The sequence below is a fragment of the Myxococcales bacterium genome (assembly GCA_016703425.1).
Taxonomy (GTDB): Bacteria; Myxococcota_A; Polyangia; order Polyangiales; family Polyangiaceae; genus JADJCA01.
Window position 1 is genome coordinate 528,878 of record JADJCA010000007.1, and the last position, 14,660, is coordinate 543,537.

Annotated in this window: 13 protein-coding genes; 6 read left to right on the forward strand and 7 right to left on the reverse strand. The window is 69.2% G+C overall.

The genetic code is table 11. The features are described 5' to 3' along the window. Positions 1 to 181: 181 nt before the first annotated feature. Positions 182 to 535, forward strand: coding sequence for a hypothetical protein (locus tag IPG50_14250; protein ID MBK6693350.1), 354 nt, complete (start codon positions 182 to 184; stop codon positions 533 to 535). 91 nt (positions 536 to 626) lie between these two features. Here IPG50_14250 and IPG50_14255 read toward each other — a convergent pair whose 3' ends face one another. Further along, entirely contained in the window at positions 627 to 1,199 is a 573-nt protein-coding gene (locus IPG50_14255; protein ID MBK6693351.1) for a hypothetical protein, read from the reverse strand. A gap of 91 nt (positions 1,200 to 1,290) precedes the next feature. Between IPG50_14255 and IPG50_14260 the strand changes: the two genes are divergently transcribed. Then, complete coding sequence (locus tag IPG50_14260) at positions 1,291 to 2,361, forward strand: quinone-dependent dihydroorotate dehydrogenase (protein ID MBK6693352.1); 1,071 nt, start codon at positions 1,291 to 1,293, stop codon at positions 2,359 to 2,361. Here the strand turns inward: IPG50_14260 and IPG50_14265 are convergent. Together IPG50_14265 and IPG50_14270 are read right to left on the reverse strand one after the other, a co-directional pair. After that, positions 2,358 to 2,744 carry a hypothetical protein gene (locus IPG50_14265; GenBank protein ID MBK6693353.1) on the reverse strand — a complete coding sequence of 129 codons (387 nt, stop codon included), beginning with the start codon at positions 2,742 to 2,744 and terminating at the stop codon, positions 2,358 to 2,360. The two genes, IPG50_14260 and IPG50_14265, sit on opposite strands and share 4 nt — an antisense overlap. Before the next feature lie 395 nt (positions 2,745 to 3,139). After that, complete coding sequence (locus tag IPG50_14270) at positions 3,140 to 4,981, reverse strand: hypothetical protein (GenBank protein MBK6693354.1); 1,842 nt, start codon at positions 4,979 to 4,981, stop codon at positions 3,140 to 3,142. A 46-nt stretch (positions 4,982 to 5,027) separates the two neighbouring features. Between IPG50_14270 and IPG50_14275 the strand changes: the two genes are divergently transcribed. From IPG50_14275 to IPG50_14290, 4 genes are all read left to right on the forward strand, one after another. Continuing rightward, positions 5,028 to 6,740 carry a serine/threonine protein kinase gene (locus tag IPG50_14275; protein MBK6693355.1) on the forward strand — a complete coding sequence of 571 codons (1,713 nt, stop codon included), beginning with the start codon at positions 5,028 to 5,030 and terminating at the stop codon, positions 6,738 to 6,740. A gap of 75 nt (positions 6,741 to 6,815) precedes the next feature. Then, on the forward strand, positions 6,816 to 8,438 hold the full coding sequence (locus IPG50_14280; protein ID MBK6693356.1) for an ABC-F family ATP-binding cassette domain-containing protein: 1,623 nt from the start codon (positions 6,816 to 6,818) through the stop codon (positions 8,436 to 8,438). Beyond that, entirely contained in the window at positions 8,435 to 8,959 is a 525-nt protein-coding gene (locus tag IPG50_14285; protein ID MBK6693357.1) for a hypothetical protein, read from the forward strand. The genes IPG50_14280 and IPG50_14285 overlap by 4 nt, the downstream gene beginning before the upstream one ends. 191 nt (positions 8,960 to 9,150) lie before the next feature. Next, positions 9,151 to 9,378 (forward strand): hypothetical protein, encoded by a 228-nt coding sequence (locus tag IPG50_14290; GenBank protein ID MBK6693358.1) that lies wholly within the window; start codon positions 9,151 to 9,153, stop codon positions 9,376 to 9,378. Between the two features lie 88 nt (positions 9,379 to 9,466). On the opposite strand, the gene IPG50_14295 is transcribed toward IPG50_14290, so the two are convergent. Genes IPG50_14295 through IPG50_14310 form a run of 4 tightly spaced genes read right to left on the reverse strand, consistent with a single transcriptional unit; the run spans position 9,467 to position 14,609 of the window. After that, positions 9,467 to 10,591 carry a hypothetical protein gene (locus IPG50_14295; GenBank protein ID MBK6693359.1) on the reverse strand — a complete coding sequence of 375 codons (1,125 nt, stop codon included), beginning with the start codon at positions 10,589 to 10,591 and terminating at the stop codon, positions 9,467 to 9,469. After that, positions 10,572 to 11,909 (reverse strand): DUF1501 domain-containing protein, encoded by a 1,338-nt coding sequence (locus tag IPG50_14300; protein MBK6693360.1) that lies wholly within the window; start codon positions 11,907 to 11,909, stop codon positions 10,572 to 10,574. Before IPG50_14300 ends, IPG50_14295 begins: the two co-directional genes overlap by 20 nt. Before the next feature lie 7 nt (positions 11,910 to 11,916). Continuing rightward, complete coding sequence (locus IPG50_14305; GenBank protein ID MBK6693361.1) at positions 11,917 to 12,639, reverse strand: hypothetical protein; 723 nt, start codon at positions 12,637 to 12,639, stop codon at positions 11,917 to 11,919. After that, positions 12,636 to 14,609 carry a DUF1585 domain-containing protein gene (locus IPG50_14310; GenBank protein ID MBK6693362.1) on the reverse strand — a complete coding sequence of 658 codons (1,974 nt, stop codon included), beginning with the start codon at positions 14,607 to 14,609 and terminating at the stop codon, positions 12,636 to 12,638. Before IPG50_14310 ends, IPG50_14305 begins: the two co-directional genes overlap by 4 nt. Positions 14,610 to 14,660: the final 51 nt, after the last annotated feature.

A 14,660-nucleotide genomic window follows, 5' to 3' on the forward strand; every position in this document is an offset into this window, starting at 1 on the left:
GCCCGAGGGAGGCCACCACGGTACGCAAGCCTCGTGGGAGCGCGCCAGGGACAACGTGGATCGGAATGGACCCGCCATGAGCGGCGCCGCACCCGGAAATCATTGACAATTCACGGCCGGGCAGATGTCCGCCACCCGCGCACACTTCGTGCACCGACGAGATTAACGCCCAGGAGTACTCATGAGCGCCTCGTCTCACTTTCTCATTCCGGTCTCTTCCACGGCTTCCCGAGCCCGCTCGTCCGCCCCGCCGCGGCGCCCCATTCAAGCCACCGACTGGGCCGAGTTTGACGAAGCGCGGCGCCGCACGGGCCTCTTGTCGCTGCTCGCCGTCTACGCCGTTGGCCTCGCGCTGGTCGTCGCGCTCTATCAGGGCGAAGACATCGGCGTCTTGCTCAGCGCGTTCTTCGCCCACGCGCTCCTGACGGCCGTGCGCGCGCTCCATGCGCAGGTCAAGGAGTGCAGCGTCTCGACGCGACTCGGCACGCTCGTCGTCAACTCGCGCGCTCGCCTGATTCCCGCTCGCCGACGCTGACGTCAGAAGGCATGCACAAAGCGACGCGGGAAGCCCGAAGGCTCCCCGCTCGCGCCTCGCGCTCACGCGCCGCGGCTCATTCGTTCGGTGCTCAGGGCACGACCTTGACGGCGCCGTTCATCACGAGCGGGTGGAAGCCGCAGCGGTAGCCGTAGGTGCCGGGATTTGGGAACGTGACCTCGAGGTACCCGGCATCGGGCGTCACGTTGGTGTTCGCCGGAATGGGCGACGGCGTCGTGCCACCGAAGGGGGTCAGCGGATGGAGGTTGAAGGCGCCGCCGAAGCTCACCTTTTGGCCTGCCTTAATCTTCACGCAGCGGTTCGTGTACTGCTTCACGCCATCGCCGAGGCTCGCCGGAAAGGCGATGTCCACTTGGCCGAGGCCACCGCCATCGAACGCGCTGTAGTCGTTTGCCGGCAAGTCGAGCTCCGCGTCGGTGCACGGGGCTGGCACCGCGGCGTCGACGCCGGTATCGACAACCGTGGCGGCGTCGCTACCGCCGCCGCTGTCCTTGGTGCTCCCTGAGTCAGCGGCGGTGGAGGTCTCGGAGCCTGAACCGGCGTCCGTTGACGTAGCGGGATTGGTCGTCGTCTCGTCGCTGCTGCACGCGTAGACCGCACCGAGGGCCAAGAAGGCATTCACGAGAAGGAAAGATCGTTTCATGCGCAAGCTCCATGGGGCTCGGCGGCAGCCAAGCGACCTCGAACGATACCGCGCCTCGCTTCGGCCTCCAAGATGACGGTATAGAAGGCACGTGCTCTACGAGTTGGCGAAGCCCGCGCTCTTTTCGTTCCCCGCGGCCACGGCCCACGAAATGGCGATGATGGCCCTGGGAGCCGGCGAGCATTCGGCGTTCGTGCGTGACGCCATGGCTCGGTCCTTTGCCCCCCGCGTCGCCGAAGGAGCGCTCCGCATCGACAAGCTCGGCCTCGCGTTCCGAAACCCGGTGGGCCTCGCCGGCGGCTTCGACAAGAACGCCCTCCGGCCGCGGTCGCTCGCTGCCTTCGGCTTCGGCTTCCTCGAGCTCGGCACCGTGACGGCGGTGGCCCAAGACGCGAACCCTAGCCCCAACCTCTTCCGTTTGCCCAAGGACCGCGCGCTCATCAATCGCTTGGGCTTTCCCAACGAAGGCGCGGCGGCCGTCGCGCGCCGCATCGAGGCGCGCATCGGCCTGCGGGGAGCGCGCCGCGACATGCCGGTGCCCGTCGGCGTCTCCATCGGAAAGTCGCGCGTCGTCGACGTCGAAGACTTCCGCAGCGTGGTGGAGGACTACCTCCTGGCCTTCGAGGCCGTGCGGCCCGTCGCCGACTTCATCGTCGTGAACGTGTCGTCACCCAACACGAAAGACTTGCGGCGCATCCAGGGGCCCGCGCTGGCGCGCGATCTCTTCAGTGCGCTCGCCGTTCGGCGCCACAAGGTCGGCGACACGGTGCCGCTGCTCGCGAAGGTCGCGCCCGATCTCGACGACGCCGAGCTCGATGCGCTCTTCGACGTCGCCGCGGACTGCGAGTTCGCCGGCGTCGTGGCCACCAACACCACGCTCTCGCGCAAGAACCTCGTGACCGACGCCGCCGCCGTTCGCGACGTCGGCGCCGGCGGCCTAAGCGGGCCGCCGCTTCACGCGCGAGCTTGCGCCGTTGTGGCGCGGGCGAGGCGGCGACTCGGCGATCAGGCGACGATCATCGGAGTGGGCGGCATTTGCGACGCCGCCGGTGCCCGCGCGATGTTCGCCGCCGGCGCAGACCTGGTTCAGGTCTACACAGGCTTCGTGTACGGCGGGCCCAGCTTCGTGAGAGACGTCGTAGAGGGGCTCGTCCAAGCCTAGCGCGCGATCCAGAAGTAACGCACCGTCGCGGAGCCCGAGTCGTGGGTGTACGTGATGGTGTCTTTGCCCCCCTTGGCCTTGCCCACCGAGAAGCCCCACGAGTTCGACGTCACGGCGCTCCCGCAGAGCTGCGTGGTGGCAAGGAACTTGTTGTTCACGGTCGCATCGAAGGTCCGAGACGTGGCCCGCGTTCCCGAACGCGCCACACGCTCCGCGAGCTTGAACCCACCGCCGTTCGCCGTCACGTCGAGGCGCCCCGAATAGGAGAGCTGCGTGTAGGTGGAACAGAACGGAATCGAGCCCGTGACGGTGAAGCCCGCCAGATCGTAGGTGCCGGGCACGATGGTTCCGCCAAGCGGGATCGTCAGAATCGACGAGCACACGGAGTTGAGCGCGGGGCCGTTGCCCGCCGCCGGGCCACAGGCGCCCGCGTCGCCGCCGTCAGCCGCGCCCGCGTCGTCGGGGCCCGCGTCGGGGTCGTCGGGGTTTCCACCGCCGTCGGTGATGAGGCCGCCGTCTTGCTCCAGACTCGCGTCGAGGTCGGTCGTCGCGTCGGTGCTGGAGCTGCTGTCGAGGACCGCGGAGCTGTCGGTCGTGGCGGCCGCGTCGCCCGTCGACGACGTCGACCCATCGACGCCGCTGGCATCCGCGCCATCGGTGATGGCCGGGGATTCGCTATCGCTGCAGGCGGCAAAGGCTCCGCCTGCGACAACCAGGAGAAGAAGAGAGCGGTCGGTTTACGCATCGCCCGAGAATGCCACAAGACGCGCCCTTGTCGCTACGGCGTGCGCTTGATGTCGAAGGAGCGCACGGTGGCGCCCTCGCCCGTGCCCTTCAAGCCGAGGACGACCCGTCCGCGAGCGAGCTCAGGCACCTCGCACGTGACGGCAGCGCCGCTCTCGGCGCGCTGCTCGACGCGCGCGCCGCGCCGCGCGACGACGAGCGTGGTTCCCACAGGGCGCGGGCTCGGGCACGGGTCTCCCCCGAGCTCCTTCTCGAGGCCGCCCTCGCTGCGTAGCACCAGGTGCGGCATAGCTCCTTCGGTGATCGTGATTTCCGCTTCAAACGCGGCGTAGGTCGCGTCGGCGACGACGACGCGTGCGCCTTGTGGCACCGTGAGGCCGCGATCGGCGTCAAAGCGGAGCGAGCTGGCGGTCGTGGGAGACACGAGCCGATCGGGCGCCATGGGCGAAGGATCGCTGCCGGCCAAGAGCGGTCGCACTTCCGAGCTGTACGGCCCGCGAAGCGGATCGACCCTGAGGCCCGTGAGGCGAGGGCCGTCGGTCCACAGCAGCAGGCTCGGATCACCCGTGGCGATGACGCTTCCGGCGACCGGCCCGGTCGTCGCGCTTAGCGCGAGCGGCGCGAAGGCGCCCTCCCACGGCCGGAAGCGGAGCCACCGATCGCCGGTCCACAGAATGGGGGCCCCGGCGGCCGCCTCGAAGAGCGCGACGCGCGTGACGTTGCCCAACACCGACGGAGCCGTCTCGGTCTCGCCTTCGGCGGAGATGAACACGACGCTCGCGCCGCTCAGCGGCGGCGCCTGTGTGGTGACGACCAGAGCGCCGCCGGCCGGGAGCGCGACGAGACCCTGCTCGTTGCCGACGTCGATCTCTTTCGGCGGATGCGCTGCCAACGTGGCGTCGCGCGTGAACCACTCGAGCTTGCGCACGGGAACGCCATTTTCATCGAAGCCGCCGGCCACGAGGATCTCGCCGTTGGCCAAGCGCAGCGCGCGCGGAAACCGTCGCGGCGACGAGAGCGACGCGAGGCCCGCGGTCCGCGCCCGGCCCGCCTTCGCGTCCACGAGCTCGAGCGACGTGATGAGCGAGCGGCTGCCGATGCCTCCTACGAGCAGCACCTCCCCTGTCGAGAGCGCTACGGCGGCGTGGTCGGCGCGCGGTTGGCCGAGGGGAATGACGGCGTCGAAGCGCCGCCCCGCGGCGTCGGCCAACGTGAGGCGCTCGGCGCTGTCGAGCAAACTTCCGTCGGAGCGCGTGCCGCCGGTGACGAGGACACCGCCGGGAAACGCGGCGGCAGCGGCGCGCGCGCGCTGCGTTCGCAGATCGCCATCCACCGGCAGCGCCTCGAGGGCGCCCGTTCGCAGGTCCGCGAGGAACGATTGGGGTGTGCGCTCACGCTCCGTGCCGCCGCTCACCAGAGCGAACTCACCGGCGACCGTTAGCTGGTGTCCGGTGCGCTCAGGGGCGCCGATGGTCCCCGTCAGCGCGCACGGCGAACCTTCGGGCCACGCGAGAAGATCGATAGGCCCCGCCGCTGGCACGAGCCCGAGTCCACGAAAGCGCCGTTCGCCGGCCGCCAAGTCGAGCTCCAGTTGCCTCGTGTTGACAGGCAAAGCGTCGAGCCGCGCGGCGCTCTCACGAAAGACTTGGTACGGCGAGGCCGCGCTTTGCTGAAAGTCGCCAAAGGGATAGAGGAGGGCGTACGCGTTGGGCGGGACGGGACACGCGAGGGGCACGTGGAGCGTCACGCTGCGCTCGTCGATGTCGGCCTCCGGCGCACACGACGCGGCGACGAGCGCGAGGGCTGAAACGGCCAGAGCGGCCGCGACGAGCGGTCCGCGAGGCTGAGCCGGAAAGGTACGGTACGCGAAAGACACTGGTAGAATCCCCGAGCCGACAAGGCGGCGCTGCCGATCCCCGCGAATGTACCCCCAAGTCTTCGGAAAGTACGTCCTCGAACGCGAGCTGGCCCGCGGCGGCATGGCCCGCGTGCTGCTTGCCACGCTGCGAGGCGCCGGCGGCTTTGAGAAGCGCTTGGTGGTCAAACAGATCCGGGACGAGCTGGCGCTCGACACGGAGTTCGTCGGGCGCTTCGTCGAGGAAGCGAAGACGACGGTGGCCTTGAGCCACCCGAACATCGTCCCGGTCTACGAGCTCGGCGTCGAACAGGGCACGTACTTTCTCGCGATGGAGCTCGTCGACGGGGCAAGCCTCTCGGAGATCTTGGACCCCAAACGAGAAGGCAAGACGCCGCTCTCGCCGGAGCAAGGCGCGTACGTCGGCGTCGAAATCTGCCGCGCCCTCGACTACGCGCACCGGCGCATGCAGGTCGTTCACCGCGACATCACGCCGCGCAACGTGATGGTCGACGAAGAGGGGCAGATCAAGCTCATCGACTTCGGCATCGCGGCGCGCGCGCAAGTCAGCGGCGATGGCGGCCGCGTCTTCGGCTCGCCGGGCCACATGCCGCCGGAGCAGATGGAGGGGCGCGAGCTCGGGCCCCCGACCGATCTGTTCGCCGTGGCGGTCCTCTTGATGGAGATGTGGAGCGGCAAGCCGCCTTTCCGCCGCAAGACGCCGGAGGAATCGGCGGAGGCCATGAAAGGGCCGGCCCCCAAGCCGAGCAGCGTCGACCCGCGACTCGCGCCGCTCGACGACGTGGTGGGTCGAGCGCTCTCGCTGAACCCCGAAGAGCGGCCCCAAACGGCCGACGACTTTGCGCGCGTGCTTCGTCGCTTCCTCGCGGAGATCGATCTCGGCGACGTCGCTCGGAGCCTAGGCGACCGTGCCCGGGAGGCGCGACGCGAGGCCTCCCTTCGCGCGGAGGCCGAGACGGCACCGTCGATGCGACCGCGAGAGCCGAGCCACGTCGAGATGGTGACCAAGACCTTCGCGGCGCGCGACGACATGCTGCCGGAGGCGCCTCCCGAGCCGAGCACACGGAGACTTGGCTCCGAGCGGCCGCCTTCGTCGGAGCCGCGCGTGGAGACGATCGCCACGAGGCCCCTTGAGACGCCCGTTGGGGAGTTTCCACCACCGGGCGACGCGGCGCCGCGTGCGCGAACAAGCAAGGTGTGGATTCCCCTCGTGGCGCTCGCAGCGGCGGCGGCGTTCGCGGTGGGCTTTGGCTCGCTCTCGAAGCTCAGCGGGCAAGGCGCGACGCCGGCGGCGACGTCATCGACCTCGACCTCGACCCCGACCCCGACCCCGACCTCGACCCCGACCTCGACCCCGACCTCGACCTCGACCCCGACCCCGACCCCGACCTCGACCTCGACCTCGACCCCGACCCCCGACCCCGACCCCGACCCCGACCCCGACCCCGACCCCGACCCCGACCTCGACCTCGACCTCGACCGTCGCTGCGCCCGCTCCGAGCGTTGCGGTGGGCGAAGGAAGACTCGCGGTCTTCTGCGATCCCGAGACGAAGGTCACGATCGACGGGGCCGCGAAGGGGAGTTGCCCCCTGAACCTGACCGTCGAGACGGGGCCCCACGAAGTCCGCTTCGTCTTCGTGCCGACGGGGGAGTCGCGCGGCGAGCGCGTTCATGTGGCCAAAGACAAGCGCGTGACGCTCCGCGCCGACTTCACCGGGAGCTCGCCGCTCATTCGTGTCGAGCGGTAGCGCTTAGCTAGCCGCGACCGGCGACCGGCGACCGCGCCGTCGAGATCGAACATCTCGCCGACATCCTGCTATGGTCGCGCCGCCCGATGATTCGCCTCGACGCCGTATCGCGCCAGCACGCCCACCAGATCCTCTTCCTCGACGCCTCTTTCGCCTTGTTTCGCGGCGAAAAGGTCGGTCTGGTGGGGCCCAACGGTTGCGGCAAATCGACGATCTTTCGCCTCATTGTGAAGGAGGAAGATCCCGACGCCGGCCAGGTCATCATCGATCGCGGCACAACCATCGGCTACTTCAGCCAGGACGCGGCCGAGATGGAGGGCAAGAACGTCGTCGGCGCCACGCTCGACGGTGCCGGCGCCGTCTCCGAGGTTGGCGCGCGCCTCCGCGACCTCGAGGCGCAGCTCGCCGACCCGGCCTACGCCGATCAAATGGAGCGCGTCATCGAGGAGTTCGGTGAGGCGCAGGCGCGCTTCGAAGAGCTCGGCGGCTACGCCCTCGATGCGAGGGCTCGCGAGATCTTGGCGGGCCTCGGCTTCTCGCAGGAGATGATGGACGGCAGCGTCGAAGCGCTCTCCGGCGGTTGGCGCATGCGCGTAGCGCTCGCGCGCATCCTCCTCATGAAGCCCGACGTCATGCTCCTCGACGAGCCCACGAACCACTTGGACATCGAGTCCATCCTTTGGCTCGAGCAGTTCTTGAAGGGCTACGACGGCGCGCTCATCATGACGGCCCACGATCGCGAGTTCATGAACCGCGTCGTGAACAAGATCGTCGAGATCAACGGCGGCGAGCTCTCGGTCTTCACCGGCGACTACGAGTTCTACGTGAAGCAGCGCGCGGTCCTCGACGCGCAAGCCGAGAGCGAGTTCGCGCGGCAACAGGCCATGCTCGCCAAGGAAGAAGCGTTCATCGCGCGCTTCAAGGCCCGCGCGAGCCACGCGGCGCAGGTGCAGTCCCGCGTGAAGAAGCTCGACAAGATCGAGCGCCTCGAGCCGCCGAAACGTCGCCGCAAGTTGCGCTTTGATTTTCCCGAGGTCACGCGCTCCGGCGAAGACGTCGCCCGCCTCGAGGGCGTCAAGAAGCGTTACGGGAGCAAGGTCATCTACGACGGCTTCGATCTCCTGCTCCGAAGGCAAGAGCGCTGGTGCGTCATGGGCGTCAACGGCGCAGGCAAGTCGACGCTCCTCAAGCTCATCGCCGGCAGCGTCACGCCTGACGACGGCCGGGTCGTCGTCGGCGGCAGCGTGAAGCTGGGCTACTTCGCGCAGCACGCGATGGAGCTCTTGGACAAAGACTCGACGGTCTGGGAGCAGCTCATTTCGCGCCACCCGAAGGCCTCGATCGGCTCGCTTCGCACCCTCGCTGGCGTCTTTGGGTTCTCCGGCGACGACATCGAGAAGCCCTGCCGCATCCTCTCCGGTGGCGAGAAGGCGCGGCTGGTCCTTGCGCAGATGCTCTTCGACCCGCCCAACTTCCTCGTCCTCGACGAGCCCACGAACCATCTCGACATGGACACGAAAGACGTCCTGCTCGAAGCGCTCTCGAACTATCAAGGGACGATGCTCTTCGTCTCCCACGACCGTCACTTCCTGAGGGCCCTGTCGAACCGCGTGCTCGAGCTCAGCGACGACGGCATTCATCAATACGGCGGCGGCTACTCGGAGTACGTGGCCCAGACCGGCTACGAAGCTCCCGGGGTGCGCTCGTGAGGGGGCGCGAACTGCGCACCTTCGCTTTCGTAGCGGTGCTCGCCGGCTGCGGAGCTCCCGCCGCCACAGGCCACGACCCGGCGGCCCCTGTCGCAGCGACCGCGCCCAAAGGCGAGCCGCTCACGGCCGAGGCGGCGCGCGCCAAGTGGAGCAGCCTCGTCGCCGAGGAGACCGAGGTCGTGCACGCCATCGACGAGATGGCAGGCCTGCCGCCCGATGCGCGCATGAAGCGGCTCTCTCGCGCGCGCGACGGCGCGGGCTTCTTGAGCGGCGGTCTCGGTGCGATGAACGTGCCCAGTGAGCTTGGCGCGTGCCACACGATGGCGCTCGAAGGGGCCCGAGCGCTCAAGATTGCCCTGGATGGCATCAACGACGTGTGGATGGGGCGCGTCCAGGCCGATCGGGCCGCGTCGGCCAAGCTCGCCGAGGCCATTTGTTTGGGCGCCGGACGAATGGCCGCCGGACGGACGAGCTGCGCCGTGCCGGGATCGGTGCCTGCGCCACTGGCCTGCACGCCGTAGCCAACGCCCGCGCGTTGCTTCACGGCAGCAAAAAACCGGTACCACCAGAACTTTCGGCCGTGGGCGCGCAAATCGACACGTGGGCGTTTCCGAATCGTTGCCGAGCAGGAGCCGCGTGCTACCCGGTCGTCGTCGCCTGCGCCGCGGAGCCCCCCCAACTCGCGCCTCCGGCAAAAGGAAGGTCCTCCACCATGAATACGATCAAGCTCTCCCTCATCTCTCTCTTCGCGCTCTCGGCTCTCACCGGCTGTGCGGAGATCATGGGCTCCATTCAGACGCCGGCCGTCGGCACCACCACGACCACGAGCGCGCTCGTTTGCCCCGAAGGCTACGCCGTCGATGCCGATGGCAAGACGTGCGTCGTGTCGTCGGCGCGCGAGACGGAAGCCGCCGTCGACGAGTCCGCCAACTTCCCCTGAGCCAGAGCTCGCTGAGCCGTCGCGTCCTCGCGGCCCCGAGAGTCGGTCATCGCAAGTTGGCCGGCTCTCTCGCTTTTGTGGAGGCGCGCTACTCGAGCCCGACCCACGTCATCAGTCGCATCCGGTCGGCGTCGGTCATGGAATGGCCGGCCGGGGGCATGCTCCGCGAGGAAAGGGCGAGCGCGACCTCTTCCGCGTGTTGGCGAAGCCGCTCCGGCGTCGAGAGGTCCAAGCCGCCGCGACCGCCGCTTCGGTGACACTCGCCGCATCGCGCCGCGACGATCGACTGAATGTCGGCGGGCCAGGCCCCTTCGAGAACGAGGCGATGGGCCCGCGCCGACGCGAGCGCCCAGACCTCGCCGCCTCGAACGGCAACGTTCGACACGCTCCCGAAGCCGAGGTCCCGGCTGACACGAACGCCAGCGTCGTCGAGCGCCCCGACGCGCGGCCCCTCGGCGAACCAGAGCCGCTCTCCGGAGGTCGCGAGCGCGCCGATGGATTCGGACGCCACGTATCGAAGCGTCAAGACGCCGGAGCCGTTCTCCAGATAGATGGCTCGGTCCGTCGCGCAAGCGACGGTTCCCGTGGCGGTGACGGCGACGTGGCGCACGTCAACGAGCGGAAACCACCGCGTTCGGCTCGAGCTGAGCTCGAACGCGACAACGCCCTCTGGGCTTTGAAGGGCGACGACGCCGGCTGCGCTCGCCCCTGCGACGGCGGTGCCCGACAGGGCCGCGCGACGTACGCGGTCGCGGGAGACCACCTGGAGCCCATCCTCCGTCAGAACCGCGAGGCTGTCGCCGGCGCTCGTCAGGGCGACGGCCCGGCCCGACACCCCGAGGCGAGCGTTCATCGGTTCGAGGCCGCCGCCAGGGCGGAGCCGCTGGATCGCGCCGGATGCGTCAACGGCGAGCGCCCAACGCCCGGTGCCGTCGAGCGCGTTCATCTCCGTCACCGAGCGCCACGACGGAGCCTCGCTGCGAGGGTCGCGAGGGCCAAGCTCGCCGACCGAGTCGGCGGCCAGCGCGCGGAAGGCGCCGCTCCGCTCCAAGAGGTAAGGGCCACGACGGCCCACGAAGAGCGCGTCGACTCCGAGGTGCGGCGGCTCTTTTGTGTCGAGCACCACGGGCAACGCCAGCGATGCCTTCACAGTGGGCGCCGACGCGGGCGCGCCGCCACAAGCGAAGAGTGTGTCAACTGCGAAGGAGCTCACGCATGAGCTCACCATCGCGCACGTGGGGCGCCGGATCGACGCCGACCGCGTGGAGGAACGTCGCCAAGACATCGGGCGGCGTCACGGCGCGCTCCCCCAGCGCGAAGCGGCGCGTCGCGATCGGCAAGAGCTCCCCCGGGTCGGTGCGCCCGGCCACGAGTCCGCCGCGGAAGCGCGGCGAGAGCAGTACCATGGAGTTGTTCGGGTAGTGATCCCGTCCACCGTTGAGGTTGAGCTGCGGCGTGCGACAGAACTCGCTGAACACGAGCACGTGCACGTGGTCGGCGAGTTTGTGCCCGCTAACGGTCGGATGGGCCACGTCGTCAAACACGCGAACCATCGCCGTCACGAGCTGGAAGAGATCCTGAAGCGCGGCCCCGTGTTGCCGGTAGTTCGACGCGTGCGTGTCGAAGCCGCCCAAGGAGAACGCGACCACTCGCGCGATGTCGCGGCGCACGGCCTCGATCGCGAAGGCGGCGCTCTGCGTCGCCGGCCCGGCGCGTCCAGTCCAGGGAAGACTCGGATAAGCCTTCCGGAGCGCCGCGTTGCCAAAGAGACCGCCGACGCCCTCGCGCGAGAGGCGAGCGAGCGCCCCGAACTGCGCCGACATGGCGACACTTCGCTGCGGGTACGTGGAGAGCCGAGCCGTCCGCGTGGCTTCCGCCTCCAAGAGCCTCGCGACGTCGGCGCGGTCGTCCGCGTTGGTGGTGTGGTCGGAGCGCGTCAGCGCCGCGCCGAGTCCGTCGATGTTCGCCGTCTCGATGGGAATCGCGTGGGGCCCGAGGCGTTGGCCAACAAATGACGACGGGAACGCCACCGACACGACCGGCAACATCTGCGTCGGTCCGAAGGCGTCGGCGAGCACGGCGTCGAGGCTCGACGCCACAGGGCGGCCCCCCACGAGGTGGCGCCCGCTGATCGCGAAGGCTGCACCGTCGGGATGGGCGACGGTGCTCATGGCGACGCCGTTCAGAATCGTGACGCGATCGAAGATGTCCAGGAGGTCCCCGATGCCTGGCCCGAAGGCGACGTCGCGCCCCTTCGGGATGACGGGACGAAAGCTCTTGTCGACGCCCGCCGCGGAGCCATCGGCCCAAAGGCGCAGGCCGCGGACGTCTTGGTTCGCGGTCGTCGCGGGCATCATCGCGCCGACGGCTTCGAAGCGTGGATCCGCAAAGAGCGTGACGTCCCAGCCACCCTGGGCGTGGATCAGGACGAAATACTCCGTCGAAGAGGCGCGCCCCGGCGCCGCTTGCGCCATCGCGGCCGCGAGCGGTGACGCCAAGGCGCCAGCGATCAATGCGCGTCGTCCGATCATGGGCACCTCAATAGTGATGAAACTCGGGGTGCCGCACCAGCCCCTGGCACACCGCCGACCACGCGGACACGTGCGGCGCTTGCCCCTGCTTCAGGGCCACGTGACGCGACTCGACCTTCTTGTAGACGGCGAAGAATTCGTGGAGCCGTTCGGGCGGGGCCAAGCGCATGGGGTAGCCCAAAAACGTGCGGTGGAGCACGTCGAAGCGAGGACCGAAGTCGGCCTCCGAGAGGGGCGCCGGCCTCGGTTCGAAGGCGAAGACCGTTCGCGGCTCCACGAACGCGAGGCCGCGCGCCGCGGGCGGCAGGGGCTTCGGCGAACGGCTGTAGAGGTCGCGGCCCGCGGCGCGATCGCACAGGATGACGCCGAGCCGCTCGAAGGCCGCCGCCATGATGGTGTTGGTCTGCGTCGCGCGCCCGAGATCGCGCGCGTAGTCGGGCAGCCCGAGCGCCGCGAGGTGCTGGTCCCAACCGAAATACGCGCCGCGACGCGCCGCCTCGTCGTAGGGCGCGCGGACCTCGGGCAGCATGAGGTCGCCGAAGATCTGGGTGTACGAATGGATGAGCACCTCGGCCGGCACGAGCCTCGTCTCGCGCGCCACGAACGACTCGCGCGGGGCCTCCGCGATAGCTGGCGGTGGCAGCGCCCGCGGCGCGACGACCTCCGGTGGCGACGCCTGGCATGAGGCGAGCGCGAGCACCAACAACGACGCGGCCACTCGCGCGCTCATGGGCCCGCGTCTCCCATCGGCGGATGAACAAAGGTACTCCCCGTCGCCGAGGGTCGCGATGCGCCGAGCTGCGCGCGCGCGTACGCGGCGTCGAGGACGATGGCTCGCACAAGGGGACGCATGCGGTAGCCGCTCTCGGCGAAGCGAGCGAGGAGCCGCGCGCGCAGCTCGCCGTCGTCAGCGTCAAGCGGCCGACCGAGGAGCGACGACGCGACCCTGTCGAGCGCGCAGCCTACGTAGTCGGGCGAGGCGGCGAGCTCGGCGCCAAGCGCCACGGGCCCCGCTTCCGTGTGGTCGCGAGAGGCGTATGCGCCGCGGAGGAGGCCGCGGTCGCCGTTCGAAAACGACGGGTCGTAAAACGTCGTGCAGGCCGGCGACATGCGACCGCCGACGACCTTGCACGTCGGGTTCTCGGCAGGAAGGGAGAGGAAGGTCGACGAGCCCTCCTTGATGCGCGTGAAGTAGGCCGCGAGCGGCTCGAGGGTCGTGTGGCAGCTCGCGCAACCGGGCCGCGTCATGAGGTCAGGGTCCTTGCTCGGCGCGGCGTTCGACGTGTCCGCGATGAAGTTCTTGCAGAGCAGGCCCGTATGGATCGCCGCGGCGCGCGCTCGGCGCGACGTGAACTTCTGGAGGAACGCCGGCGTCGTGAGGAGGCCAGCGGCGCGCGGTCCGCGGTCCTTCACGAACACCCAAGGAGCCGCCTCATGGGGCATCAAGTCAGGGATAGCGTCGGGCAAGACGAGCGGCGTCGATTCGAACGGCATCCCAAGAGGACGCTCTCCCTCGCAACAGGCCGCCGGCTCGACGTAGCGATAGAACTGAGCGAGAGGTCCGTTGACGAAGGTGTAGCGGCCCGTCACAAGCTCCCGGACGTCGCGATCTTGCCCGTAGACGTAGTCGAGCAGCTTCAGCGCCTCGTTGTGCCACCACCATATTTGGTAGTTCGTCAGCTTGTTGGGTCCCGGCGGATACGCGCCTTCAAGCCCCACAGGATCGCGAGCCGGCACCTTGAACATCGGCGAATAGTCGATGAACTGCGGGAGGCATCGCTCGAGGCCCACGCCACAACCGCAGTCAACGCTGGCGCGGAGGGCGAGCTGCGTCGAACACGCGATCGGTTGGCCTCGATTCGCCCCTGCCCACGCGTCGTCGTAGGGCGGCGGTGTTGTGCGCTCGGGCGCCCGCGGCGGCAGAGGCTTCTTGCCGTAGCGCTCCGAGACCCAAAGCTTCCCCTCCCCGTTGCTCTGCGCCTCCTCTCGGCAAACCCTCACGCTCACCAGCTCGGTCTCTCCGTCGGGTTCGACGGTGAGCTCTTTCACGGGATAGAACCCGCGCGCCGGCGACCATGCCTTGCCGAGCCGCTCGGAAGGCTGCGGCGTCCGGTAGTCGCGGTAGAGCCACCACGGCTTGACGAGCACCGTCGCCCCGTCGAGCGCCGCCTGAGGCACACGTGGGAGCGTCGCCACGTCGGCCGGCGGCTTGCTCTTGTCCACACCCGATTCACCGGGCGTGAGGCAAAACTCCGCGTCCGTCGCAGCGCGCAGTCGCCGCTGGCCCTTGCGATAGAAGACCCGGGTAAGCTTGCCGTCGGGCTGCCGAACGGTCTCCGCGAAGAGCGTCGCCGGCGCGGGCGTGTAGAGCTGAAGCGGATTGGCTTCGAGGCGCAGGGCGTCCATCGTCATGCGCGTCATGCGCTCCACGTAGCCGGGCCCTCGCAGCGTCTCCTCGACGAATTGTCCCATGTCGAAGTCGCTCCGTTCGAAGCGCTCGAGGTCCGCTTGCAGTGGCATTCGACCTACGAGGTCGATGAAGAGGGCGCGATAGGTGCGGTACTCCTCGAGCGTGCGGTCCTTTTGGGGTCCCTCGGCAAGGGCAGGACGCGGCGCCACGAGGGCAAGGAGAGCCCCGAACACCGCCGCCGTCGGGCGGCCGATGCGATCGGCAAAGTTCTGCGGAAACGTGGGCCGCATGATTGGGCTCCCTTCCCTAAGCCAAGCCCAGACTCACAGCTCCCGGACTGA

Excerpts from the sequence above, each read along its gene's own strand:
- IPG50_14250 (MBK6693350.1), top strand. The coding sequence starts at position 182 with ATGAGCGCCTCGTCTCACTTTCTCATTCCGGTCTCTTCCACGGCTTCC.
- IPG50_14255 (MBK6693351.1), bottom strand. The coding sequence starts at position 1,199 with ATGAAACGATCTTTCCTTCTCGTGAATGCCTTCTTGGCCCTCGGTGCG.
- IPG50_14275 (MBK6693355.1), top strand. The coding sequence starts at position 5,028 with ATGTACCCCCAAGTCTTCGGAAAGTACGTCCTCGAACGCGAGCTGGCC.
- IPG50_14280 (MBK6693356.1), top strand. The coding sequence starts at position 6,816 with ATGATTCGCCTCGACGCCGTATCGCGCCAGCACGCCCACCAGATCCTC.
- IPG50_14290 (MBK6693358.1), top strand. The coding sequence starts at position 9,151 with ATGAATACGATCAAGCTCTCCCTCATCTCTCTCTTCGCGCTCTCGGCT.
- IPG50_14300 (MBK6693360.1), bottom strand. The coding sequence starts at position 11,909 with ATGATCGGACGACGCGCATTGATCGCTGGCGCCTTGGCGTCACCGCTC.
- IPG50_14305 (MBK6693361.1), bottom strand. The coding sequence starts at position 12,639 with ATGAGCGCGCGAGTGGCCGCGTCGTTGTTGGTGCTCGCGCTCGCCTCA.
- IPG50_14310 (MBK6693362.1), bottom strand. The coding sequence starts at position 14,609 with ATGCGGCCCACGTTTCCGCAGAACTTTGCCGATCGCATCGGCCGCCCG.